This window comes from Brachybacterium timonense, assembly GCF_900258505.1.
Classification (GTDB): domain Bacteria; phylum Actinomycetota; class Actinomycetes; order Actinomycetales; family Dermabacteraceae; genus Brachybacterium; species Brachybacterium timonense.
In genome coordinates this window covers 2,400,049-2,422,144 of the sequence record NZ_LT984895.1, presented here as the reverse complement: position 1 = coordinate 2,422,144, position 22,096 = coordinate 2,400,049, and the positions used below count along the sequence as shown (strand labels likewise).

The window sequence follows — 22,096 nt, the reverse complement described above, 5'->3', positions numbered from 1 at the left end:
GCGTGCCAGGTCGGCATGGAGCCGACGGGAAGGAGCAGCGATGGCTCAGGTCCTGCTGCTGTGCGGGCTGACCTGTTCGGGGAAGTCCACCTTCGCCGCGCGCCTCGCCGAGCAGGGCTGGCTGTGGCTCTCCCTTGACCAGGATGCCTGGGACGTTGGCCACCGTGAGCAGCCGCTGCCCGCCACGCTGCAGCGTGACCTGAAGATCGCGCATAAACGCCGCCTGCGGGAAGCTGTCGCGGCCGGGCGCAACGTCGTGCTCGACTACGCCCTGCCCTCACGCTCCCGCCGCGACGAGTACCGCGCTCTCGCCCGTGACGCCGGCGCCGAGGTGCGTGTGCTGTTCTTCGATGTTCCCGCCGCGGAGCTGCACCGTCGGCTCGCTGAACGTAACGCCGCGGGACCTGGCCCGCACCGCGTGCACGTCGACCCGGCGCAGCTCGACCGGTGGCTCGCCTCCTTCGAGCGGCCGGGCGCCGACGAGGGCGGCGTCGAGACACTCAGGCCCTGACCTCGACCGCACAACAGGCTGGGGAAGGCGCTGATCAGCAGCGGGTCCAGCTCGGATCCCGCCCCGTGACGCCGAGCAGCTTCTCGAGCTCGGACGCCTCCGGGCGGACGTCCAGAGCTGGACCGAAGCTCGAGCCGCGCGAAGCCTCGTCGGTGAGCATCCGGCGGTAGAGGTCCGCCGTGCGCGCGCACGCAGCCTCATCGGGTGTCCATGCCTGTTCCGTGGCGGCGGACAGATCCCAGCCGTGCACCAGGTACTCGCCTAGGATCATCCCCAGCGCGAGGTCCACCGGCAGTCCCTCGCCGCCGATGACGAGCTGCTCGGGCAGATGAGCGCGAGTCCCCTCGATCCGCTCGGCGAGCAGGCGGACCTGATCGCCGCCGCGGCCCTCCACGTCGACCCCCGTGACGGGGCACTGACCGGTGGGGTGCGCCAGTCCAGTGGCGAACGACGTCAGCCACTGCAGCACATGAGCCCGAAGCGCAGCGACGTCGAACGCATCGCACGGGGTCGGGCGTGCATCGTCGGCGGGATCGATACGATCCAGAACATCAGCGAGCTCGGACAGGACGGGGTGTAGATCATCATGAATGCTCATGACCTCCAGTCTCGGGGCTGTGACGTCGATTCTCTTGAAGATTCGCGACAGGTTCCGCCCACGACGGCGCTGCTTCCGGACACCCGCGCCCTCATCGACCCCACCGCGATGCTTCGCGCCGTCTCCTTCGCCAAGCACCCGCCGGTCGAGTCCCTCGACGGGCTCATCGCCCATGGCTGGCATGTCGAGTGGGCACTGCCCGGCGGAGCACAGCTCGCGCAGGACGTGCTGCCCTTCCCGGCCGTCAACGTCTCGGTGGGGACCGCACCACCGGAGGGAGCTGATCCTGGGCCCGGTCCGTTCCCGGTGCGCGCTTATGTCACCGGTATGACCCGCACGCTCACACGTCGGGTGCTGTCCGCCAGTGGCCGCAACGTCGCCCTTCGCTCCACCATCGGCGGGTTCGCCGCCTGGGTCGACGACGTGCGCGACCTGCAGCCTGCGGGCCGCGAGCTCCCGCCCGAGCAGTTCGGCATCGGACTGAACGCGGAGGACATCCACGCCATCCCCATCGAGCAGGCGATCCACGAGCTGATGACCGCTGCCGCGGACGCACTCGCTTGCCGCCCAGCGCGTGCCGTGCGCGACGCGCGCGAAGTGGCGTCGTGGGCGCGCCGTGCCGAGGAGGATCCGCGGATCCGCACCGTCGAGCAGTGGGCTCGAGCTGTCGGAGTCAGCTCCCGCACACTGCAGCGGCTCGTCCCCGGTGCCGTGGGCGCCGGTCCATCGTGGATCCTGCGCCGGTTCCGCCTGCTCGCCGCGATCGAGCGGGCCCGCACCGGATGCGGCGTGCGCTGGGCGCAGGTGGCTGCGGACCTCGGCTATGCCGACCAGGCGCATCTGTCTCGCGCGGTGAAGGACGCGCTCGGCGTCTCCCCGCGGGAGTATGCGGCCCGTCAGACAGCCCCGCGCCCGGCGGCGTCGAACGGCTCGGTGAGACCGCCGCCGACGTGAGACGGGACCGACCGCCCGACGGTGGTCGACCCCGTCGGCGTTCCTGACGTGCGCGGCTCAGCCTTCGACAGCGACCTCGCCCATCGGCCCCCAACCCTCGTCGCCCTCGACCTGGCGGGAGACGATCTGCGGGGTAGCGGCGAGATACTGCGGGAACTCCTCCTGCATCCGCGTGAAATGCTCGGAGTTCACGTGCGGCTCTGCGCCCTCGTCGGTGAATGCTTCGATCAGGACGTAGGTGTTTGGGTCCTCGACGGAACGCGACCACTCGAACCACAGGTTGCCGTCCTCGGCGCGGGAGGCGTCGGTGAACGGACGCGAGATTTCCGGCCACCGATCCGCGAACTCAGGCTTCACCGGGAACTTCACATTGATCAGAATCATGGGTGCCTCCTCAGGGTGGTCTATGCGCGGGCGCGCGAACCTCAGCATGTCTGGTGTGAACGCTGCCGCGCACCCGCTGTTCTCGGAACGCGAAACGTGCCAGCGCAGCGCCTCGTCTCACGGTGCATGATGGCAGCGCGCCACCGGGGCCGTGGGGTTGATCCACGACGCGGCACGAGCCTCGGTCACAGGGTGGCCAGCAGCTCCTCGATTCTCGCGACGTGCTCCGGCTCGAGCCGGATATCGCTCGCACGCATCGTGGCGGAGCCGGGTGTGCCGCGCAGCTGCGCGGCCTGCTTCACGGCCCCGATGAACAGATCGCCCACGTCGTACAGCGCCATGAGGCGAGAGATCCGCGTGGCCTGTTCGAGTGCTGTGGCATGGTCGCCGCTCTCCCAGGCGCGATCCATCGCCACGAAAACCTCAGGCACCACATTCGTCAGGCCCGACAGCACCCCCTGGCCGCCCGCCACACGGTTGCCCACGTAATACTCGTCGAACCCGGAGAGCACCGAGAACTCCGGCCGCACCGGATGCACCGCGCTGATCACCTTCCGGGTATGGCTGAGGCAGTCCACCGTGTCCTTGATGCCGACGATGCCGGGATGTGTGGCGGCGAGATCCCGGACAAGCTCGGGGGAGAGGTCGCTGCCGGTGCGCGCGGGGAAGTTGTAGAGCATGACGGGCAGCGGCGAATCCTCGGCAACAGCACCGAAGAACCGTCGTGCCTGGGCATGGCTCGGACCGAAGTAGTACGGAGAGACCACCACGACAGCATCCGCACCCTCCTGGGCGGCCATCTGGTTCAGGGCCTTCACCTGTCGCAGATCCGTATCGGCGGTGCCCACGAGCACCTGGGCATGTCCGCCGACGGCCTGCACGGCAGTACGGGTGATCTCCGTTTTCTCCTGCGGAGTGAGGGTGAAGAACTCGCCGATGCTGCCCAGCACCAGCACTCCCTGCACGCCGGCACTCACTATGCGGTCGAGATGGGCACTCGTCGATGCGTGATCGATGCGCCCGTCCTCAGTGAACAGGGTGATGCTCGGGCAATACACACCACGGAACATAGGAGCACTCCTCGCCTCGAATGCGGGTATTGCAGCAGCAACACCCGGAAGTACGAGGATACATCGGAGGTTTGGCTGAGATGTGGGGAGGGATGTTCCGCTTGGGACGCGGTCGCCCTGGGGATTCAAGCGGGGCGTGGTCACCCGCAGGTGATCAGAACTGGAAGCTCGAGAACAGCAACAGGGCGAGGCCGAGCCCGACCACGAGGTTGACCAGGGTGGCCACAACGAACACCAGAACTGGCTTCCAGCCCGCATCCTTCGCGGAGGCCACATTGAACTCCAGGCCGATCGAGACGAACGCCAGGGTCAACGCCCACCCCTGCAGAGACTTCGCTGCATCCAACGCCGGCTCGAGCCGAGCCTGCGGTATCCACTGCGCCAGCACCGTTACCGCGACAGAGGCGACCAGGAAGCCCAGCACGAACTTCGGGAAGCGATCCCACAGCATCTTCAAAGACGCCGGGTCGAACACCGATGGTTTCGAGACGGTCGCCGCCTTAGCCGTCGGCGCTGCAGAATCGGCCGCAGACCCCGTCACCGAACCGTCGAGAGAGTCACCAGCTGCCCGGTCGACTGTGCCGTCTGCCTGCGCGGCATGCCGGTAGGCGAAGTAGAGCGTGAGCAGCACCGCCACCACGCCGAGCAGGGCGTTCTGCGTGACCTTCACGATCGAGGCGATCTGCAGCGGCTGCTCACCTGCGACAGCACCCGCCGCGGTCACAGCGGCCGTGGTGTCGATATTGCCGCCGATCCACGCGCCGGTGACCGCATCGGGCAGCCCCATCAGGTCCGCCAGCCACGGCAGCAGGAAGATGGACGGCACGGCAAAGACCACCACGAGCGTCGCGGTGAAGGCCAGCTGCTCCTTCTTCGCCTGCACCGCGCCGGCGGCCGCCACCGCAGCGGACACGCCGCAGATCGACAGGGAAGAGGCCAGCAGCGCCCGCAGTCTGTCGTCCAGCCCCAGCCGTCCAGCGAACCACCAGGTGAACGCGAACACGGCGGTGATCAGCAGGATCGCTTGCAGCACAGCAGGGCCGGCAGCCCGGACGATCACCGCCAGGTTGATCGAGGCGCCCAGCAGCACGAGGCCGATCTTGATGAAGAACTCGGTGCGGAAAGCCGCTGTCATCCGCTTGCGCACACCGCTCAGGGACAGCACAGCATTGCCCAGGAAACCGAGCGCGATCGCGTAGACGGGGTACTCGATGGCGTCGGCGATATCGCCGAGCCCCGTCCCGGCACTCACCTGCGGAACCCAGCCCGTCAGAAACTGCACCAGGCCCGCCAGAGCGACCACGATCACCAGGCCCGCGATGGTCCACCCAATTGAGGTGCTCGCAGCGTCGGCCGCCGGGGGAGCATCAGGTCCCGAGGCGGCCCCGACCGACGGGCCGGCAGCGGCCGACGATCCATCGCCGCGCGGCTGCTCGCTCGCGGACTGCTGCTCGTCCGCGGTATCGGGTGCGCGGCTCTCCGGGCGCGCGCTCACGGGATCATTCCCGGGGTGATCAGACCTGTCAGGCACAGTGCCAGCAGGATGAGCCCCACCACAGTGGCCGCCCAGTCTTCGGACAGAGAGAACCGCTTGTGGTCGTCCGGTGATTCCGGACGAGACTTCTGCTGCACGCTCATGGATCACTGCCTTCACTCGTGGGGCGGTTCGACGCCGTGGAGCCGATCCATTCACGCTAAATCAGCCGAGGATCCGTTCGCGCACCAGAAGCCCTCGCGGCACAGGAGTTCACCAGCAGGACATCTGGCCGATGCCGGATGGCGGCTGACCGTAGGCCCCGTGGAGCCGTCGCCGCGGGAAACCGACGTGTGGCCACGCCGCGCGGTACCGCGACCGTCGATCAGTCACCCGAGGTGATCGAGTCCTCACTGGCTTCCAACACACCATCCATCTGCCAGCCACCGTCCCGCCGCGCGATGTAGAACTCCATATCGACGTCCACGGGGCCGAGCTCAGGGTGCTGGTAGTGCTCCGTGACGCCGAAGACTGCGTACCCGCTGCGGTTCACGCGTTCGTTGACGTCATAGTCGATGTCTATGCCCGCCAGGTTCTCCTCGAAGACCTCGCAGCTGGTCAGGCCGGTCGAGTCTCGAAACGTCTCGCTGGTGGACTCCATGAACAGTTCGCAGTCCCCGGTGCGCATCGACTCGTAGAAATTATCGAGAGTGTCCTGCGGGTTACCGCGCGCCAGGATCATGATCAGCACAACAGCGCCCACCACGAGCACCAGGAATGCAGCGGCCGCGAGCAGACCACCGATCACCAGCCAGTGCCATGTGGGCCGCTTCGGCGTGCCCTGTCGAGCCTCCCCCGGGGTCACAGCCGGATTCGCGAACGCCATCGGGTCCCCCTTCTGCAGTGATGTGCGGCGGCGTGCGCCGTGACCGATTATCCCTGCAACAGTCCGGTCACGCATCCGGGCATCCACCAGGGGTTTGCCTCCCCATAGCGGCCCTGGCCCGATAGATTGGTCCGATGATGCTCCGCTCCCAGAACGGTCCTATCGATACCCCCACAAGCAGCAATGGCGCGGGTTTCCGCGCCGTTGAGGCCGTGCAGTACACCTGCCGCGCCGGTCAGATTGCGGAGGAGACCCTGCCCGCTCTGCCCGATGTGCCGGAGGTGCGCAGGACGGTGGTCGCCAGCGGTGACGTTCTGCGCTGGTACATCCATCCTGTGCTTGACGCCGAGCAGACCTGGGGTGCCATGGCCGTCGCCCTCGACCTCGTCTTCGACGACGGCAGCCGCCTCAGCGAGCTGCGGCCCACAGACCAGTACGGCATGACGGCCACCGCGCGTGGCCAGCTCGAGGGCAAGGCGCTGTTCCCCGATCAGTGGAACGACGTGCAGGTCGCTCTCGACGCCGCCGTCGGTCGCACGATCACCGACGTGCTCGTCGTGGCGGAGCCGCCGGAGGTGCCCAGCGAGCTGACCGGGTGGATTGACGGCCCCTACGTCGGCCCCCTGCCTGCCGACCCGCCGGTCGATGATCCCGTGGCCTGGGTGGACACGCGCCGCGGCACGCACTCCTCGGGAGACTTCTCCCGTGGCAACAACATCCCAGCCACCGCCTGGCCCAACGGCTTCTGCTTCATCACCCCGGCCACGAATGCACGCACCCGCCGCTGGCTGTATGAGTACCACCGCACGAATGGCGAACAGAATCGGCCTCGCCTGCAGGGCATCGGCATCTCCCACCAGCCGAGCCCGTGGATGGGTGACCGCAACCAGCTGATGCTCATGCCGCTGACCGGCGCGCAGCCCAGCGCGGACCCGCAGGAGCGTTCACGTGCCTTCGACCACGACCAGGAGACCGCCCGCCCCGACCAGTACCGGTGCGTCTTCCTCGACGGCACCGCTGTCGAGGTGGCCCCCACCGACCACGGTCTCGTGCTGCAGGTGGACTTCGCTGCGGACTCTGGCGGGGAGCATCTGCTGATCGAAGGCGTCGATGAGAACTCCCGGATCGACGCCGCCGGCGCCGTGCTCGACGGTGAGCTGCGCGGCTGGGTCGACTCCTCCATGGGCAGCGACGCGCGGCTCGAAGGCTCCTCGCGCATGTTCGTGCTCGGCCGCGTCGAGCCGGCGCCTGTCGCCGTGGGCTCCGCTCGCGGAGCCACGCCCGGCGGAGCGGTGCTCACCTTCCCGGAAGGCACACGCCGCGCCACCGTGCACCTGGCCACGAGCTTCCTGGGCATTGACCAGGCTCGCCGCACCTTCCACCAGGAGCTGCAGGACCGCACCCTCGAGCAGGTTCGCGATGCCGCCCACCGTGCCTGGAGCGAGCGGCTGAGCGTCATCACCGTGCCGGATGCGACGCCGCCCCAGCGCCGCACGCTCTACGGCAATCTGTACCGGCTGAACCTGTACCCGAACTCCCATCACGAGAACACCGGCACTGCGGAGCAGCCCCGATACATGCACGCCAGCCCCGTGCTGCCGCGCCGCGGCGAGGTGACGGCCACCCGCACCGACGCGCAGATCGTGCCGGGTGAGCTGTTCGTGAACAACGGCTTCTGGGACACCTACCGCACCGCATGGCCCGCTTACGCGCTGCTGTATCCGCAGCTCGCTGCCCGTCTGGCCGACGGCTTCGTGCAGCACTTCCGTGAGGGCGGCTGGATCCCGCGCTGGTCCTCCCCGGGCTACGCCGACTGCATGACCGGCACCTCCTCCGACATCTCCTTCGCGGACCTACAGGTCAAGGGCATCGCCCTGCCGGATCCTGTGGCGGCATACCGCTCGGGTCTGCGCAATGCGACGGTCGCACCGCCACGCCGCGAAGTCGGTCGCAAGGGCAATGAGCGCGCCGTTTTCACCGGCTACGTCGACACCGATACCGACGAATCAGTCTCCTGGGCGCTCGAGGCGCACATCAACGACCAGGGCCTCGCCGCCCAGGCGGAGCTGATCGCCGCCGATGACACCGTGCAGCTCAGCGACGACGAACGCACGCAGTTGCGCGAGGAAGCCGCCTACCTGCGTGCCCGCAGCCTGAACTACGCGCTGCTGTTCGACCCCGCGATCGGTTTCTTCCAGGGGCGCCGCAACGACGGTGCCTTCGCGAAAAGCCCCGAACAGTTCGATCCGCTCTCCTGGGGTGGTGACTTCACCGAGACCGACGGCTGGAACTTCGCCTTCCACGTGCCGCACGACGGCGAGGGGCTTGCCGCTCTCTACGGCGGACGCGAAAGCCTGCTCGCCAAGCTCGAAGAGTTCTTCGCCACCCCGGAGCGGGCCGACCGCAAGGGCACCTACGGTCACGTGATCCACGAAATGGACGAAGCGCGAGCCGTGCGCATGGGCCAGTTCGGCATGTCGAACCAGCCCTCGCACCACATCCCGTTCCTGTTCCACCACGCCGGCGCCCCGCACCGGGCCATGGAGATCGTGCGCGAGGTACATCGCCGCCTGTTCGTCGGCGAGCAGATCGGCCAGGGCTACCCGGGCGATGAGGACAACGGCGAGATGAGCGCCTGGTGGCTGCTCACCGCGCTCGGCCTGTACCCGCTGCAGCTGGGCACGCCCCGCTACCACGTGGTGGCGCCACTGTTCGCCGCCGCGCAGGTGCGGCCGCTCGGCGGCCAGCCTTTCGAGGTGATCGCCCGCGACCAGGCGCCCGATCACCCGTACGTCACGGCGCTCACCGTGAACGGTGAGGCCCGCGAGGGTGCCTGGGTGGAGCACGCCGACCTGCACGGTCGGGTGGAGTTCACGCTCGCCGCCGAGCCGAGCGGTTGGGGCACGGTGCCGCCTTCGCTCACCGCCACCGGAGAGCATCCGCGTCCGCTGCAGGACCTGCTGCCGCGCGATGCCTCCGACCCGCTGCTGGATGACGATGCACGCACTGAGGCCCAGCTCGAACAGGCCGCTGCGGTGATCGACCTGCCCGCGCTCACGCAGCCGCAGCCGGTACGGTTCTACACCCTCACCTCCGCTGAAACCGAAGGCGGCGACCCGATCGCCTGGAGGCTTGAGGGTACCGACGACCCGTCGGGGCAGGCCGGCTGGCAGGTGCTCGATGAACGTGTCGCGCAGACCTTCCTGTGGCGGCGCCAGACCCGTCCGTTTGCTGTCCATGCCGAGCGTGCGTACGCCCACCATCGTCTGGTGATCGTCACCGCTCAGGGGCCGCTGCGCCTTGCCCAAGTGGAACTGCTGGGGTGAGCATGCTCGATACCGACTGACTCTGCCCGCACCTGCCCGGCTCTGACCGCGGCCGCTCGACTTCGACCGCGAGCGCTCGGCTCAGTCCGGCTGCGTCGGCGCCATGCCCGCCCACAACCGCCCGGCCCAGGCCGGCGTCATGGAGGACCCATGAACATCACCCTGATCGGCGGCCACGGCAAGGTCGCCCTGCTGACTCACCCGCTTCTGGTCGCCGCCGGGCATGACGTCCGTGCCGTGATCCGCAACCCGGAGCACGCCAAGGACGTGCAGGCGGCGGGCGCCGAGCCCGTGCTACAAGACATCGAGACACTTGATGCGGATAGCTGGGATGCTCTTCTTCAGGGCAGCGACCTGGTGGTGTGGTCCGCCGGCGCCGGGGGAGGGAACCCCGAGCGCACCGCCACGGTGGATCATCGCGCCGCCGTCGCGTCCATGGATGCCGCGCAGCGCTGTGGCGTGCGCCGCTACATCATGGTCAGCTACTTCGGAGCCGGCCCCGGTCACGGCATCGATCCCGCCGACGGCTTCTACGCCTACGCGGAGGCGAAGGCTGCTGCCGACGCCCACCTGCGGGAGAGCCTGCTGGACTGGGTGATTCTCATGCCCAGTGCCCTGACCCTGGAGGACCCCACCGGGAGGATCGACACGCGTGCGGATCAGGCCGGTCAGATCTCTCGCGGCAACGTGGCGCGGATGATCGCGGCCGCGGTGGAGCAGGAGCACCTCAGCCGTGTTGAGGTACGTGCGAACGACGGCGATGAGGACATCACAGAGGTCTTCGCCGCGCTCGCCGACTGAGCCCCGCCCGGCCCCCCGGTTCACCGCTCGGCCGTCGCGCGGCTCAGGCTGAAGCGTCCTCGTACCGCACGGCCTGCGGCTTCTGGCCGGCGGTCGACGGATCCGTCCCATCGCTGGCGGGCGCCTGCTCCGCGTCGGGGTCGCCATGCTTCCCGAACGGCAGCATGTGCACGACCATGAGGACCACAGCGCCGACGGCAAGTCCCAGCAGGAACGAGAAGAACGTGTTCACGAGCCACGCGAGCACGCCACCGATCCCGTTAATGCCCGCTGCGGCGGCTTCCATCGTGTGCACGGCGCCGTATGGCTGAGCGAGCCCCAGGTCATGGGTGCCCACCAGGATGATGTGGCCGCCCACCCAGATCATCGCGACCATGCCCACGTAGCTGATGATCGTCATGACGGTGGGCATGGCGCCCACGAGGGCCTTTCCGAAGCGCTGCTTCGCCTCGGACTCGTCCTTTGACATGGCGAGGCCGATGTCGTCCATCTTCACCAGCACCCCCACCACGCCGTACACGAGCAACGTGATAGCGATCGCGACGATCACAAGGATCAGTGCGCGGGTCAGAATCGGCTGGTCGGCCACCTCATTGAGGGAGATCACCATGATCTCCGCCGACAGGATCAGGTCGGTGCGCACAGCGCCCTTGACCACCGTGCCCTCGGCATCGGCGCCCTTCGCCGCGGCAGGGGTGGCCTTCTCACCACCGTGCACCAGCTCCCACACCTTCTCGGCGCCCTCGAAACACAGATACAGGCCACCGAGCATGAGGATCGGCGGTAGCAGGAACGGAGCGAACTGCGAGAGCAGCAGCGCGATCGGCAGGATGATCAGCAACTTGTTGATCAGCGAGCCCTTGGTGATCCGCCAGATGATCGGCAACTCACGCTTGGGGGAGATGCCCTGCACGTACTGCGGCGCGACGGCGGCGTCATCGATCACGACACCGGCAGCTTTCGCGCTTGCCTTCGCGGAGCCGGCCGCGACGTCGTCCGCGGAGGCGGCGGCAAGCTTGGCGAGCGCCGCGATGTCATCGAGCAGGGCAGCGAGTCCACCGGCCATCGTGATCAGGTCCTTCCGTGCAGCGGCCGCCCGGTGCGACCCGGCTCAGGATACGGCGTCGGAGTGAGGATCCAGCGTGCCGCCCCGTCGGCCTGGGCCTGCCGGATGCACGCCGAGACATGCAGGTGTCGATGTCAGCCGTAGAAGGCGTCGACTTTCACCTTCTCGATGGCCGGATCGACTGCGACGAGGTTCTCCCCTTCGCGAGAGAGCGTCAGCCCGTCACCACCGAACTGGAGCCCCGGCACGTCGACGATGCCCTGCTCGGGCCAGTTCATGTTCACCAGCCGCACCGAACCCAGGCTCGACCACGCCCAGCCCATCCTGCTCAGCTGCGCATCAAGCAGATCCGCCACCTGCGCCCCGGTGGCGGCTGCCGGGATCTGATGCGTCTTCGGGGCGCCGACGTCTTCACCGCGTTCCGGGTCGATCAGACCGTAACCGGTCACCGTAGAGGTCAGTCCGAAGACGGGTCCGCTGTCCCCGCCGTCGATCGACACGAATGTGGGCCAGGCCTGGAACCCCTTCAGCACACTGTTGCTCGCGGCGCAGGCGAGGTCCCATGTGCGTGCGATCTCCGCTGTCGTCAGGAACGTCGGCGTCGTCGCCATCTCCCGGCCGTTGATGAAGGAGGCCTTCGACCCGCCGACAAGCCGCGTCCCGGTGGACAGCAGCGCCGCGAACCCGGTCCCGGTGGGGCTGGCATCGGGCGGCGCCCCGATCGCCGAGATCAGCTCGTCGTAGGGCAGCTCGGCAGGGTGTACCGGGCCCATAGACCGGTTCACCTGCAGCTCCCGTTCCATCGCTTCGGCCGGCTCACCGGTGCCATCGGCGTACTGGATCCCGTTGTGGATGATGCGCACGTCGTTCTGGTAGATCTCCACATAGCCGACGGCTGAGGTGCCGGCGAACTCCGCGAGCGCACTGACACGCTGCTGAAGGGTCTGGGCGGTGAGCGGGAGCTCGGTCAGTGGCGCGTCCTGGCCAGAGTCGTCGTCGGAGCCTGCGTTGTCGGCACCGTCCTGTGAGTCCTCATCGGAGGAGCCATCGTCCCCGCTCGAATCGTCTGACTCATCGTCCGGCCTGGAATCCCCGGAGTCCTCGGAATCCTCCGGATCGTCGGAGCCGCCGACAAGGCGTGGGATGAGGCGCGGCAGTCCGCAGCCGGACAGCGTCGCACTGGTCACCAGCAGGCCGCTGGCGGCGAGCGCGGTACGTCGACGAATCAGTGTCATCACTCGCTCCTCGGGATCTCGCACGGATGCTCAGTACATCCGTGACGGTAGTGCGGGAACGGCCGACGGGAAACGGGGAGGAGTCCCCATACCGACCCGGTGCGGCAGTCGCGTTGGACGTTGGGCAGGCGACGGCGGCCCACCCCACGCAGGGGTGAGCCGCCCGATCGTCATACGCAGCTGGCCGTCGGCCTCAGACGTTGTCACCACCGGTGTCCACGGCAGCCTCCGCGAAATTACCGCGATCATCGTCGGACCAGGTCCACTCGGCCACCTCCGGAATGTCCTCGCCCGGCGTCTCGGTGCCGGCCCACCGTCGGCTGACGGATGATGCGATGCCGGCTGGGGTCAGTCGTGCTGACTCCTGCTGAGGGGTAGGCGGTTCACGATCTCTGACATGTCGGCGTCGAACGTAGTCGCGTCGAAGATGAAGCCTCGGTCCCAGCAGTATGCGATGGCCTCTTCGGTGAGTGCGGGGCCGAGCCGATCATAGAAGGCCACCCTTAGGGCCTGCCAGGCGTACACCTTCGGGCGAGCAGGACGAACAGGGGTCATCGCCCCTGGCAGTTCAGCGTGAAGCAGGGCGCGCCATATCGCGTCGAATGTGTCGTACTTCAGTAGCCATGGCAACGAGAACTCAAGGAAGTCGTCGAGGAATTCGGCTCTGTCCGCCTCCGACGCAACTTGATAGAGCGCCGGGCGGTGTGCGAGTTCGAGCTGGCTATCGAAGACGCTCTCGCGGAACGGTTTCGCGGGAGTCGGAGAAGCGGCCACTACAGCTTGTAGGTCGCCGTTGACGGCCGTGCAGGGGCCCAGGGAGCTTGATCCCAACTCGAGCTGAAAACGTACGGCAACGTCAGGGCGATCGAGCCGCCACGTGTTGATGCTCGCCTTGCGGAACCCAGCCGCACGGAGATGTGGAGACACGCCCTGCCGTACGAGCTCCAAGGCGGCCCGGTTTGCTTCGGCGCGTTCTCGCTCACGTCTAGTCAGCATCGAGGGCCTCTCTGGCTCGCGTGGACTCGCCACCCTGGCGCGCGACCGAACTGTATGCCGCCGCTTAACCGGTTCGCAATGGCACGCCGTGCTCGAGTGAGTATCCGGCGCTTCCAAACTCACCATTGTCACGCCAGACCCCAGCGTGCAGCCCACCTCCGCATCCCGCGACCAGCTATCTTCTTGCTTTTTCAAAGGGGTACACCCCACGGCGCAGATCTGTCCCGGAACTGCTGTTTTGGACCCTGTGGGACGGGGGAGTCTACGGTGCCGTAGCTGTCACGCAGGGTGGTGCTCAATGTGGCAGATGTGTCTGGTTGAGGTGTCGCTACTCGTGCAGCAGTCCAGAGCGCGCAACCTCGATGGCCGCCACGGCAAGCGCGACGCCCTGCTGCACGGAGAGGCTTCCCATGTCGAGAACAAGGTCCTCGTCTATACGGGCACGTTCGAGTAGCCACTCGTCGTAGCGGTCCGCCAGCCATCTTTCGTCGCGCGAGATGCCTCGAGTGGGATCAGCAAGTGCCCGAGGTGCGGCGGCTTCAAGTGCGGTCGTCATCACGATCGTAATGATCGCAGCCGACTCGGGTACTCGGGCAGATACCACTTCCAGTTCGCTCTGGCTCGCAATACCCTCAGCAACGACACAGGTTAAGTCGGTCCGGGCCCACTCGCCAATGACCGTGGCGAAAATTCGGCCTGCCACGTCCCAGCTTGGAAGCGTTGGTAGGGCCATGCTTGCGATCTCATCAAGCTCCACGAGGGCGACGCGCTCCTTCCGGCCGCGGAGTGTCTCGACGAGTGCGCGCGCAACGGTGCTCTTTCCGGATGCTTGCGGACCCAAGATTAGAACTACTGCGGCGGGGGATGTCGACGGAGGCATCGGCAAAGCATACCGGAGACGTTTCCACTAGGTCACGACAGCCATCAGCCCCCAACGGCTCTAGTAGTGTCATTGTGGGGTATACCCCACGAGGCAGATCTGTCGCAGAACGGCCGTTTTGGACCTCGTGGCACAGGTAAGACTACGGTCGCGTAACCGTCGCACAGGGTGTGCCTCAACGCGACGGATCTGTCGCGTTGAGGTGCTTCGGATCTCTGGCGCCCCTCTGCGTGAAGGGGCTGCGGACGCGGGGCTGTTCTACGGCGCCGCAGGTCCTGTGACACCTGATCGCGCATCAGTCCCCATCGTCTTTCGTGACGATGCGATCTCGTGTGGTCCTCAGACAACAGTTGGAGGTCGGCGCAGGCCGCGAACTTCGGCAGAAATGAGCGGCGTAAGCAGAGCCGTGACGCACAGGCCTGCACCGATCGCGAGGGTGATTGGCACACCCAGCAGAGCTGCTGCCATGGGGGCGAGGAGTTGCCCCGCCGGCACCGAGACGAAGCTGAGGAGCATGTCGATCGACGCTACGCGGGAGAGCGCCTCGCGAGCGACCCGCTGCTGGAGGGCTGTCTCCCACAGAACGCTTTCGACCGCGGAACCGATTCCGGCCAGTGTCGCGAGCACCAGCAGGAGCGGCAGGTCGCTACCAGCAGCAAGCGCTGCGAACAACGCTGCGTACGGCATGGGCATCAGCAGCACCGCGACCATCGGACGACGCGGTGAGAAGTGGTAGGCGAGTGCTCCGCCGCCCACCTGGCCGGCCGCCCGCGCCGCGAGCAGAAGCCCCCAGCCGGCGGCACCGATGGTGTCCTCTGCACTGGCCGGGCCGAGCACCAGCCAGATCCCTCCGATCAGGACGTTCATCCCCGTGAACGCGAAGGTCACGAGCCAAAGCCAGCGGTGACGGGTGAACTCGTGCCAGCCGCCTTTTAGATCCGTCATGAAGGTGCGGAGGGTGGCGCCGACAGGAAGTCCGCCACGGCGGGCAGACGCATGAGTCGACGGACGGGCAGTGTCCGCGTTCGGGATGGTGGCAAGAATGGCGGAGGCGAGAAGGAGGAAGCCTGCGTCGATCGCAAGAGCCCAGCCTGCATTCGCTACGGCGACCAGTAGGCCCGCGGCGGCGGGACCGAGCATTCGAGTGAGGTTCCGCGAGGTGGTACGTACGGCGTTTGCGCGGCCGATCGCGTCATGCGGCACCAGATCGGCAATGATGCCGCGGAGTGCCGGTGCCGTGAACGCCGAAGCGAAGCCATTCAGTGCCGCCGCTACCAGCAACAACGGAAGTGCCTGGACACCCAGCAGGAACCACATTGCGCTGCTCGCCTGGGCGAGACCCGCGACCAGGTGGGCAAAGGTCAGCAACGCCCGGCGAGGCACTCTGTCTGCCACGACGCCCCCCACCAGCAGCAGCGCGACCATCGGGATCGTGTTGGCTGCGAGGACCAGGCCAAGATCGGTGGTGGAGCCTGTCGCACGAAGCACGCCGAAGCTCAGCGCGACCGGTGTCATCGAGCTGCCCAACCAGGAGAGGCATTGGGCAAGGAAGAAGCGAGTGAAGGCGGGGGTCCAGGGAGAGGCGGGCACAGATGGGGGATCAGCTGAAGGGGGCGGCATCACATCATCGTGGGCGACCCGCATACTTACCCATAGGCTTTCGTCCTCAAACGAAAGGGCCTGGTCATGCGTTTCGTTCTTTCGCCGGGTGCTCTCGCGCGCACGCGGTTCGTTGTCTCTCCGCTCGCAGAGCTGGTCGGGGCACTCGCCAGCGGAGTAGCCGCTCTCGAGGAACCGCGACGCGCCCGGCCGCAGTCGACATCCGCACCCTCTCGAACCGAGGGGGTCGACCCCGTCGCCTTCCATCGCTGGCGCACCGCGGACCCGCTGAACTCCGCTTTCACCGACCTCATCGCGCACACCAAGTGGTTCCCTGACCTGGTTGGTCTCACTCCCCCTGCAACTGGGGACGTGCGCCTCATCGACGAGCTTGCCCAGATCGCCGCGTGGGATCAACAAGCCGCCGTGAGCACCATCGAAGACTCGATCAACGCCGCGTGGACCCCGCAGCAGACGGCATGGCTCGCTGCACCGGACCTCCCAGGCCGGATCGCCGCCGCGCTCGACTCGGCGTGGGATCAATTGATCGCAGCGGACTGGCCACGCCGGCAGCGGATCCTGCGCCGTGAGATCGCGTTCCGCACTGCACTAGTCGGTACTACGGGCTGGGCAGGAGCGGTGGACGGCATCGCCCGTGATGTCACCTGGGAGGACCCCGACGCGCTACTCATCTCCCGCCGCACGGACCGCAGCCTCACCGTCTCCTCACACCTCTGTTTCGTACCGACTACGCAGATCAGGGGTAGGTGGACCTGTGATGGCCCTGTCGGCGTCGCGCTCGTCTATGGGGCACGGGGCTCGCGGGCCGCCGTCTCTCCACGCACGGGGAAGGCGCTCGGAAAGCTGCTCGGTACCGGGCGAGCTGCAGTGCTGCTGGCGCTAGACCTTCCGGGGACGCCCTCCCAACTGCACGCCGAACTCGGGTATGCGCTTGGCACCGTCGGCGGGCACCTTGCCGTACTGGAGGGCGCTGGGCTCGTGCATCGCGCTCGCACGGGACGCGAGGTCCATTACCGCCGTACCGAACTGGGAGAGAACCTCGTCGGTGAACAGGGGTAACGAACACCGCGCGTATCCATCATGCAGTGATCACTAGTCGACCTTGATGTAGTTGACGTCCTCGAACCCCCCAGCCGGGCACGTAGTTCGCGGAGTGGTGCCGCTTCTCGAGCCGGTCGCTGACGGAGGTGTCGCCGGAACCAACGTTGCGTTTGGGTACACCCCACTAGGACACAGTCGCCCGCAGTCCAGTTCTGACTATGGAGGTCGTTAGGCAGGATGGCTGCCGCATCGGCCGCGGTCGATCACGGCCTGCAGGCCGACCGGGTCGGCTGTGTATCCGGCTTCTGTCGCAGATCTCCAGGCGCCGTAGAGCTCGTAGGCGTCCAGTGCCGTCTGTGGCCCGAGAGGCTCTGCGAGTGCTTCCAGTGCTAAAGGGGTGTCTGCGTCATATCGGGTCTCGGAGCGATGGTGAGTCGTCCCTACAGCTCGGTCGGCGGCGACCATGCGATGAACGAGTGCTTCTCGGATGACGCCCAGAGTGAGGTGGAGCCCGATCAGGTGGCATCCGCGGCCGAAGCGCGCCGCTGCGAGGGCGGCGTCGAAGCGGACGGCGTTGTCGGTCGGGGGTGCGGGCAGCAGCCCGGGTGCGCCATGGATCTTTGCGTCGACTCGCCGGCCATCGGCGAGGACCGCGCGCACCACCTGTGCATCGCCGTCACTCGTCGACTGAAAAGCCCAGAGCCGTCCCTGCAGCGCCTCCTGGACGTCGAACGCTGCGCGGGAGGTAATGACGACGTCGAGGTCACTCCAGCCATCGAGCAACGCCGGGTCGGTCACCGATCCATAGGGTTCGATGTCGGCGCCCGGAAGCGCATCTCTCATGGCGGCCAAGGAATCTGCTTGCCAGCTGCTCATCCCTGGAGGCTAAGGCACAAGGCCCTCGAGGTCACTCAATATCCGCGCGACCAGCTCATCCTCGCTATGCCGCTCATCGAGGATGATCTCGCTGGGCAGTGCGAGCTCGTCGTTTGGGATGTACCAGGAGGCGACCTGTTCATCGCTGACATGGTCGGCGATGGGCTTCAGCGAGTGGCGCCGGAGCGTTTCCGGGAGGCTGACATCGAGGTAGTACACGAGCGACGGCCCGTCATGGCCGACGATGAGCCGCTCGCACATCTGCTGATAGCGGGCCGATCTAAAGATGCCCTCGAGAACGGTGATGCGACCACGCGCCAGACAGTGGCGCACCATCACCTCGACAAGGCTGATGGTGTCGCCCGGTCCTGAGTCGTGCTCCCATAGCAGTTCCCGACGCACATGGTCCTGGCCGATCACCGCAACGCGGCCGCGCGGCAACCCGCGCTGCACGCGCCGGGCAACCGTGGACTTGCCAGATGCGGAATTGCCGCGAAGGATCACGAGCGCCGGTACCAATGTCACCCGTCCATCATGACACCCTCGGGGAACTGAGAGCGTTTAGCGCGGTCTTTGCTCGGCTGCTCAAGACAGAGCTGATGCGCGATTTCATAGCAGCTGAGTCCGGGCAGTCGAGAGGCTGATGCACAGAGAGGTGTCCCGCCGGGTATCGCGCGGTAGGTTCCAAACTGGGGCACGCCAGCAGGGCAGCTACTGGACGGTCGTATACGGTTCTCAATAGTGGCGGTCTAGGCACTTTCGCGACACTTCTGTCGCACCAGGTACCCCCGGATGATCTCGGAATTCTTGTTCACCACGTGATTGATGAAGTCCGGATCCTGGTAGGAGAAACCGTTGTGGCCCTGCCGCCTCACATGTGAGCTGATCAGGTAGCTCAACGACACGATGGGGCGGCTTCTCAGTCATCTCTCTCCTCGGTGTGCGAATCGTTCGCCGCACGCGGCGGCGGCACGGACACGGAGTGCGGGTCGCCGGGCCGCTCGCGGACGCGGTCCGAGGGCGGGGCGCACCGGGCGCTGTGCCGACGGTGAATCCACCCGCCCTTCACGCTAGTGACCCTCACCACGGATGTCACCCGCGGTGGTCCCGGTGCCTGGGGACGCGCTTAGCGCCTGGCGATCACCGGACTGCCCTGCTCGTCGCGGTGCATGACCTCGCGGCCGGCCTGCCACACGCGCAGCGTCCGGTTGCGCACGTCCAGCGGATCGCCTTCCCACAGTACGAGATCCGCGTCTTTACCCTGCTCGATCGAGCCGATCCTGTCGGCCACCCCCATCACCTCGGCAGGGTTCAGCGTGATGGCGCGCAGCGCCTCGTGATGATCCATGCCTTCGCGCACGGCGAGGGATGCCTGCGTGGCCAGGAAGTCGATCGGGACGACGGGGTGATCGGTGATGATCGAGACCTTCACCCCGGCGCGGGCGAGGATCCCGGGCGCCGCCGGGGTGCGGTGGCGCACCTCAACCTTGGAACGCGAGACGATCAGCGGCCCGTACAGCACCGGCACTCCGGCGGCGGCCACGCGATCTGCGATCAGGTAGGACTCGGTGCCATGGTCGAGCACGAGCTCGAAGTCGAATTCCTGGGCGATGCGCAGCGCGGTGGCGATGTCATCGGCCCGATGCGAATGCTGGCGCCACGGAATCTCGCGGGAAAGGACGCGTGAGAGCGCCTCCGATACCAGATCAGGGTCGCGGTTGGAGGGATCCTTCTGCATCCATGCGCGGGCGGTCGCGAACGCCTTGCGGATCGTATACGCGGTGCCCAGCCGCGTGGACGGCGTCTTCTTCTGCTCGCCGTAGACCCGCTTGGGGTTCTCACCGAGTGCGGCCTTCAGCCCGGAGGGCTCGCGCAGCACCATGTCATCGACCACACGGCCATGCGTGCGCAGTGCCACCGTGAGGCCGCCGATCGGGTTGCCGGAGCCGGGGTTGACGTTCACGGCGGTCACGCCGCCGCTAATTGCGTCGTCAAAGCCGATCTCCATCGGGTTGATCGCATCGAGAGCGCGTGCGGCGGCCATCACCGGGTCGGTCATTTCGTTGGTGTCGTTGCCGGCCCAGCCTTCGCCCTCTTCGTGCACGCCCAGATGTACGTGAGCATCGACGAAACCGGGCAGCAGCCAGGCGCCGCCAGCATCGATCACCTCGGCACCCTCGGGGGCCTGCACGTCGGCGCCGAGCGCGGTGATGCGGCCCTCCTCAATGACGACGGTGCCATCGAAAGCGGGGGAGGAGACAGGATGGACATGGGCGTTCACGATCGCTGTTGTGGTCATGCCCCGACCCTAGTCGCCACCAGGGACAAGTGGTTGACCTACGACGCACGGCCGTGCATTCCCCGCTCCTGATGGCCGTGTGCCCGGGGTCTGCTGCCGCCCCGTTACGCTCCATTCATGACACACACCGAGTCGACGATGATCTCCACCCGTGACGACGCCCCGCGCGGCGTCCCGATCCTGCCGGGCTGGACTGGCAGCGTCACCGATATCGACCCGCGTTCGACGCCAGGCTTCGACGGCGACAAACAGGACGGCAAGGACCGTCTGGGCGATCTGGATGAGCCGCTCGACGAGCTGCAGGAACGCTTGTACGCCGCATCCCGGCTCGACGGCACTGGCCGCAGTGTCCTGCTCGTCGTCCAAGGCATGGACACGTCCGGCAAGGGCGGCATCATGCGTCATGTCGTCGGCGCCGTGGACCCACAGGGCGTGGACATCACCGCCTTCAAGGCCCCCACCGACGAGGAGAAGCAGCACGACTTCCTGTGGCGGATCGAAAAGCGCGTCCCCGCCCCGGGCATCATCGGCGTGTTCGACCGCTCCCACTACGAAGACGTGCTGATCCACCGCGTCCACGGCTGGGCCGACGAAGACGAGCTGCAGCGGCGGTACGCCGCCATCAACGCGTTCGAGAAGCGGCTGGTGGAGTCCGGTACCTCCGTGCTCAAAGTGATGCTGCACATCTCCCATGAGGAGCAGGGCGAGCGTCTGATGGAGCGTCTGGACCGCCCGGACAAGCACTGGAAATTCAATCCGGGCGATATCGATGAACGCGAGCATTGGCCCGCGTACATGGACGCTTACGACACGGCACTGCGTGCGACCGCCACTGAGCACGCCCCGTGGTACGTGATCCCTGCCGACCGCAAGTGGTATTCCCGCATCGCCGTTCAGCAGCTGCTGCTGGACACGTTGCGGGCGATCGACCCGCAGTGGCCCGCTGCCGATTTCGACGTGGCTGAGCAGAAGGCACGGCTGACGGCGACGATGCAGAGCGCGTCGGAGGCCTGAGAACGGCCCGCGAGACGAGAATCGGGATGCCGCCGTTGGCCGCGACAGTCTGCCCGACTGAGAGTGCCTGCCCGACCGTCTTGTGTCAGCGGTCCGACGGGCCCCAGGATGGAGCCATGGCTTCCATTAGCTTCCAGAACGATCCCGTCGAGACCATCGGCCAGCTGCCCGCCGTCGGTCAGAAGGCGCCCGCCTTCGATCTCGTCGGCGCGCAGCTGCAGCCCGTCACCAGCGCCGACCTCGCCGGCAAGCGCGTGGTGCTGAACATCTTCCCGTCCATCGACACGGGCGTGTGCGCCCTGAGCGTGCGCCGCTTCAATGAGCTCGCCGCGGGCCTGGAGAACACCGTCGTGGTGTGCGTTTCCCGCGACCTGCCCTTTGCCCAGGCGCGCTTCTGCGGCGCCGAAGGTATCGAGAACGTGACCGTGGGATCTGCCTTCCGCTCCTCCTTCGGTGAGGACTACGGCGTGACCATGACGTCCGGCCCCCTGCAGGGTCTGCTCTCCCGCGCTGTCGTGGTGCTGGATGAGAACGGCACCGTCACCTACACCGAGCAGGTTCCGGAGATCGGCCAGGAGCCCGACTACGAGGCAGCCCAGAAGGCCCTGACGGCCTGACTGAGCCGATGAGGTCGCACGACAACGCCGCCCCCGACTCCCGCCGCGGAGTCGGGGGCGGTCTCACCATCAGCCTCGCCCGCGTCCACGACCACCTCGACGAACAGGTGCCAGAAGACCAGTGGCGCGTGCTCGTGGATCGACTCTGGCCCCGCGGCATTCGCAAGGATCGCCTGGAACTCAGCGACTGGGACAAGGACGTCGCCCCGAGCACCGCACTGCGCAAGGAGTTCCACAGTGACCACCTCTCCTTCGAGGAGTTCCGCGTCCGCTACACCGCTGAGCTCGACGCCTCCGGCGCCGGCGAGCAACTCCTGGACCGTGCCCGCTCCGAGGACGTCGACGAGGTGCTCCTGCTGATCGCCGCGAAGGATGCCGAGCACAATCACGGCATCGTGCTGCGCGAGCACCTGCTGGGCCGTTGACGTAGCCCGGGGCACAGATGCTG

At 67.1% G+C, this 22,096-nt stretch carries 22 protein-coding genes and 1 pseudogene; 8 read left to right on the top strand and 15 right to left on the bottom strand.

Annotated elements, in window-relative coordinates; genetic code table 11:
- The first annotated feature begins 40 nt into the window (after positions 1-40).
- Positions 41-511: a P-loop nucleotide/nucleoside kinase family protein gene (locus tag C8271_RS10705; protein WP_106507275.1), complete on the top strand. Its 471-nt coding sequence runs from the start codon at positions 41-43 to the stop codon at positions 509-511.
- 34 nt (positions 512-545) lie between these two features.
- On the opposite strand, the gene C8271_RS10700 is transcribed toward C8271_RS10705, so the two are convergent.
- A complete protein-coding gene (locus tag C8271_RS10700; protein WP_170957866.1) occupies positions 546-1,109 on the bottom strand; it encodes a TIGR03086 family metal-binding protein in 564 nt (187 codons plus the stop codon).
- Here C8271_RS10700 and C8271_RS10695 point away from each other — a divergent pair.
- Positions 1,098-2,063 (top strand): helix-turn-helix domain-containing protein, encoded by a 966-nt coding sequence (locus C8271_RS10695; RefSeq protein WP_106507274.1) that lies wholly within the window; start codon positions 1,098-1,100, stop codon positions 2,061-2,063. The genes C8271_RS10700 and C8271_RS10695 overlap by 12 nt on opposite strands.
- 57 nt (positions 2,064-2,120) lie before the next feature.
- Here the strand turns inward: C8271_RS10695 and C8271_RS10690 are convergent, their stop codons facing one another.
- From C8271_RS10690 to C8271_RS10675, 5 genes are all read right to left on the bottom strand, one after another.
- Positions 2,121-2,447 (bottom strand): putative quinol monooxygenase, encoded by a 327-nt coding sequence (locus C8271_RS10690; protein ID WP_106507273.1) that lies wholly within the window; start codon positions 2,445-2,447, stop codon positions 2,121-2,123.
- Positions 2,448-2,632: 185 nt separating this feature from the next.
- Positions 2,633-3,517 (bottom strand): dihydrodipicolinate synthase family protein, encoded by an 885-nt coding sequence (locus tag C8271_RS10685; RefSeq protein WP_106507272.1) that lies wholly within the window; start codon positions 3,515-3,517, stop codon positions 2,633-2,635.
- Between the two features lie 154 nt (positions 3,518-3,671).
- Complete coding sequence (locus C8271_RS10680; RefSeq protein ID WP_106507271.1) at positions 3,672-5,012, bottom strand: YeiH family protein; 1,341 nt, start codon at positions 5,010-5,012, stop codon at positions 3,672-3,674.
- A complete protein-coding gene (locus tag C8271_RS13875) occupies positions 5,009-5,155 on the bottom strand; it encodes a hypothetical protein (protein WP_170957865.1) in 147 nt (48 codons plus the stop codon). The genes C8271_RS10680 and C8271_RS13875 overlap by 4 nt, the downstream gene beginning before the upstream one ends.
- A gap of 221 nt (positions 5,156-5,376) precedes the next feature.
- The gene (locus C8271_RS10675; protein ID WP_138774557.1) at positions 5,377-5,877 is read right to left on the bottom strand and encodes a hypothetical protein; all 501 of its coding nucleotides are present in this window, start codon (positions 5,875-5,877) and stop codon (positions 5,377-5,379) included.
- 134 nt (positions 5,878-6,011) lie between these two features.
- Here C8271_RS10675 and C8271_RS10670 point away from each other — a divergent pair, with 134 nt between their 5' ends.
- Together C8271_RS10670 and C8271_RS10665 are read left to right on the top strand one after the other, a co-directional pair.
- A complete protein-coding gene (locus C8271_RS10670; protein ID WP_106507269.1) occupies positions 6,012-9,203 on the top strand; it encodes a GH92 family glycosyl hydrolase in 3,192 nt (1,063 codons plus the stop codon).
- A gap of 150 nt (positions 9,204-9,353) precedes the next feature.
- Positions 9,354-10,004 carry an NAD(P)H-binding protein gene (locus C8271_RS10665; protein ID WP_106507268.1) on the top strand — a complete coding sequence of 217 codons (651 nt, stop codon included), beginning with the start codon at positions 9,354-9,356 and terminating at the stop codon, positions 10,002-10,004.
- Between the two features lie 43 nt (positions 10,005-10,047).
- Here the strand turns inward: C8271_RS10665 and C8271_RS10660 are convergent, their stop codons facing one another.
- The 5 genes from C8271_RS10660 to C8271_RS10640 form a co-directional block, all read right to left on the bottom strand.
- Positions 10,048-11,070, bottom strand: coding sequence for a DUF808 domain-containing protein (locus tag C8271_RS10660; protein ID WP_106507267.1), 1,023 nt, complete (start codon positions 11,068-11,070; stop codon positions 10,048-10,050).
- Between the two features lie 134 nt (positions 11,071-11,204).
- Positions 11,205-12,305 carry a hypothetical protein gene (locus C8271_RS10655; protein ID WP_106507266.1) on the bottom strand — a complete coding sequence of 367 codons (1,101 nt, stop codon included), beginning with the start codon at positions 12,303-12,305 and terminating at the stop codon, positions 11,205-11,207.
- Positions 12,306-12,653: 348 nt separating this feature from the next.
- Positions 12,654-13,079: a hypothetical protein gene (locus C8271_RS10650; protein WP_106507265.1), complete on the bottom strand. Its 426-nt coding sequence runs from the start codon at positions 13,077-13,079 to the stop codon at positions 12,654-12,656.
- 550 nt (positions 13,080-13,629) lie between these two features.
- Positions 13,630-14,181 carry a hypothetical protein gene (locus C8271_RS10645; protein WP_138774556.1) on the bottom strand — a complete coding sequence of 184 codons (552 nt, stop codon included), beginning with the start codon at positions 14,179-14,181 and terminating at the stop codon, positions 13,630-13,632.
- Positions 14,182-14,520: 339 nt separating this feature from the next.
- A complete protein-coding gene (locus C8271_RS10640; RefSeq protein ID WP_170957864.1) occupies positions 14,521-15,801 on the bottom strand; it encodes an MFS transporter in 1,281 nt (426 codons plus the stop codon).
- A 66-nt stretch (positions 15,802-15,867) separates the two neighbouring features.
- On the opposite strand from C8271_RS10640, the gene C8271_RS10635 reads away from it, so the two are divergent.
- Positions 15,868-16,860, top strand: a complete 993-nt coding sequence (locus C8271_RS10635; RefSeq protein WP_170957863.1) for an ArsR/SmtB family transcription factor — start codon at positions 15,868-15,870, stop codon at positions 16,858-16,860.
- 210 nt (positions 16,861-17,070) lie between these two features.
- Here C8271_RS10635 and C8271_RS10630 read toward each other — a convergent pair whose 3' ends face one another.
- The 4 genes and pseudogenes from C8271_RS10630 to C8271_RS10615 form a co-directional block, all read right to left on the bottom strand.
- Positions 17,071-17,718, bottom strand: coding sequence for a hypothetical protein (locus C8271_RS10630; RefSeq protein ID WP_138774555.1), 648 nt, complete (start codon positions 17,716-17,718; stop codon positions 17,071-17,073).
- 9 nt (positions 17,719-17,727) lie between these two features.
- Positions 17,728-18,243, bottom strand: coding sequence for an AAA family ATPase (locus C8271_RS10625; protein WP_245921102.1), 516 nt, complete (start codon positions 18,241-18,243; stop codon positions 17,728-17,730).
- A gap of 254 nt (positions 18,244-18,497) precedes the next feature.
- Positions 18,498-18,632, bottom strand: a pseudogene (locus C8271_RS10620) (hypothetical protein); the annotation flags it as partial.
- Between the two features lie 212 nt (positions 18,633-18,844).
- The gene (locus tag C8271_RS10615) at positions 18,845-20,017 is read right to left on the bottom strand and encodes an amidohydrolase (RefSeq protein ID WP_106507259.1); all 1,173 of its coding nucleotides are present in this window, start codon (positions 20,015-20,017) and stop codon (positions 18,845-18,847) included.
- Between the two features lie 117 nt (positions 20,018-20,134).
- Here C8271_RS10615 and C8271_RS10610 point away from each other — a divergent pair, with 117 nt between their 5' ends.
- From C8271_RS10610 to C8271_RS10600, 3 genes are all read left to right on the top strand, one after another.
- Positions 20,135-21,031, top strand: coding sequence for a polyphosphate kinase 2 family protein (locus tag C8271_RS10610; RefSeq protein WP_245921101.1), 897 nt, complete (start codon positions 20,135-20,137; stop codon positions 21,029-21,031).
- 116 nt (positions 21,032-21,147) lie between these two features.
- Positions 21,148-21,648, top strand: coding sequence for a thiol peroxidase (gene tpx, locus C8271_RS10605; protein ID WP_106507257.1), 501 nt, complete (start codon positions 21,148-21,150; stop codon positions 21,646-21,648).
- An 8-nt stretch (positions 21,649-21,656) separates the two neighbouring features.
- Positions 21,657-22,073 (top strand): DUF488 domain-containing protein, encoded by a 417-nt coding sequence (locus C8271_RS10600; RefSeq protein ID WP_106507256.1) that lies wholly within the window; start codon positions 21,657-21,659, stop codon positions 22,071-22,073.
- Positions 22,074-22,096 lie beyond the last annotated feature (23 nt).

What these genes read in the sequence shown, in the direction of transcription:
- C8271_RS10665 (WP_106507268.1), top strand. Translation starts at nt 9,354, where the DNA reads ATGAACATCACCCTGATCGGCGGCCACGGCAAGGTCGCCCTGCTGACT.
- C8271_RS13875 (WP_170957865.1), bottom strand. Translation starts at nt 5,155, where the DNA reads ATGAGCGTGCAGCAGAAGTCTCGTCCGGAATCACCGGACGACCACAAG.
- C8271_RS10645 (WP_138774556.1), bottom strand. Translation starts at nt 14,181, where the DNA reads ATGCCTCCGTCGACATCCCCCGCCGCAGTAGTTCTAATCTTGGGTCCG.
- C8271_RS10690 (WP_106507273.1), bottom strand. Translation starts at nt 2,447, where the DNA reads ATGATTCTGATCAATGTGAAGTTCCCGGTGAAGCCTGAGTTCGCGGAT.
- C8271_RS10685 (WP_106507272.1), bottom strand. Translation starts at nt 3,517, where the DNA reads ATGTTCCGTGGTGTGTATTGCCCGAGCATCACCCTGTTCACTGAGGAC.
- C8271_RS10630 (WP_138774555.1), bottom strand. Translation starts at nt 17,718, where the DNA reads ATGAGCAGCTGGCAAGCAGATTCCTTGGCCGCCATGAGAGATGCGCTT.
- C8271_RS10695 (WP_106507274.1), top strand. Translation starts at nt 1,098, where the DNA reads ATGAATGCTCATGACCTCCAGTCTCGGGGCTGTGACGTCGATTCTCTT.
- C8271_RS10640 (WP_170957864.1), bottom strand. Translation starts at nt 15,801, where the DNA reads ATGCCGCCCCCTTCAGCTGATCCCCCATCTGTGCCCGCCTCTCCCTGG.
- C8271_RS10700 (WP_170957866.1), bottom strand. Translation starts at nt 1,109, where the DNA reads ATGAGCATTCATGATGATCTACACCCCGTCCTGTCCGAGCTCGCTGAT.
- C8271_RS10615 (WP_106507259.1), bottom strand. Translation starts at nt 20,017, where the DNA reads ATGACCACAACAGCGATCGTGAACGCCCATGTCCATCCTGTCTCCTCC.
- C8271_RS10635 (WP_170957863.1), top strand. Translation starts at nt 15,868, where the DNA reads ATGCGTTTCGTTCTTTCGCCGGGTGCTCTCGCGCGCACGCGGTTCGTT.
- C8271_RS10610 (WP_245921101.1), top strand. Translation starts at nt 20,135, where the DNA reads ATGACACACACCGAGTCGACGATGATCTCCACCCGTGACGACGCCCCG.
- C8271_RS10705 (WP_106507275.1), top strand. Translation starts at nt 41, where the DNA reads ATGGCTCAGGTCCTGCTGCTGTGCGGGCTGACCTGTTCGGGGAAGTCC.
- C8271_RS10655 (WP_106507266.1), bottom strand. Translation starts at nt 12,305, where the DNA reads ATGACACTGATTCGTCGACGTACCGCGCTCGCCGCCAGCGGCCTGCTG.
- C8271_RS10600 (WP_106507256.1), top strand. Translation starts at nt 21,657, where the DNA reads ATGAGGTCGCACGACAACGCCGCCCCCGACTCCCGCCGCGGAGTCGGG.
- C8271_RS10675 (WP_138774557.1), bottom strand. Translation starts at nt 5,877, where the DNA reads ATGGCGTTCGCGAATCCGGCTGTGACCCCGGGGGAGGCTCGACAGGGC.
- tpx (WP_106507257.1), top strand. Translation starts at nt 21,148, where the DNA reads ATGGCTTCCATTAGCTTCCAGAACGATCCCGTCGAGACCATCGGCCAG.
- C8271_RS10660 (WP_106507267.1), bottom strand. Translation starts at nt 11,070, where the DNA reads ATGGCCGGTGGACTCGCTGCCCTGCTCGATGACATCGCGGCGCTCGCC.
- C8271_RS10670 (WP_106507269.1), top strand. Translation starts at nt 6,012, where the DNA reads ATGATGCTCCGCTCCCAGAACGGTCCTATCGATACCCCCACAAGCAGC.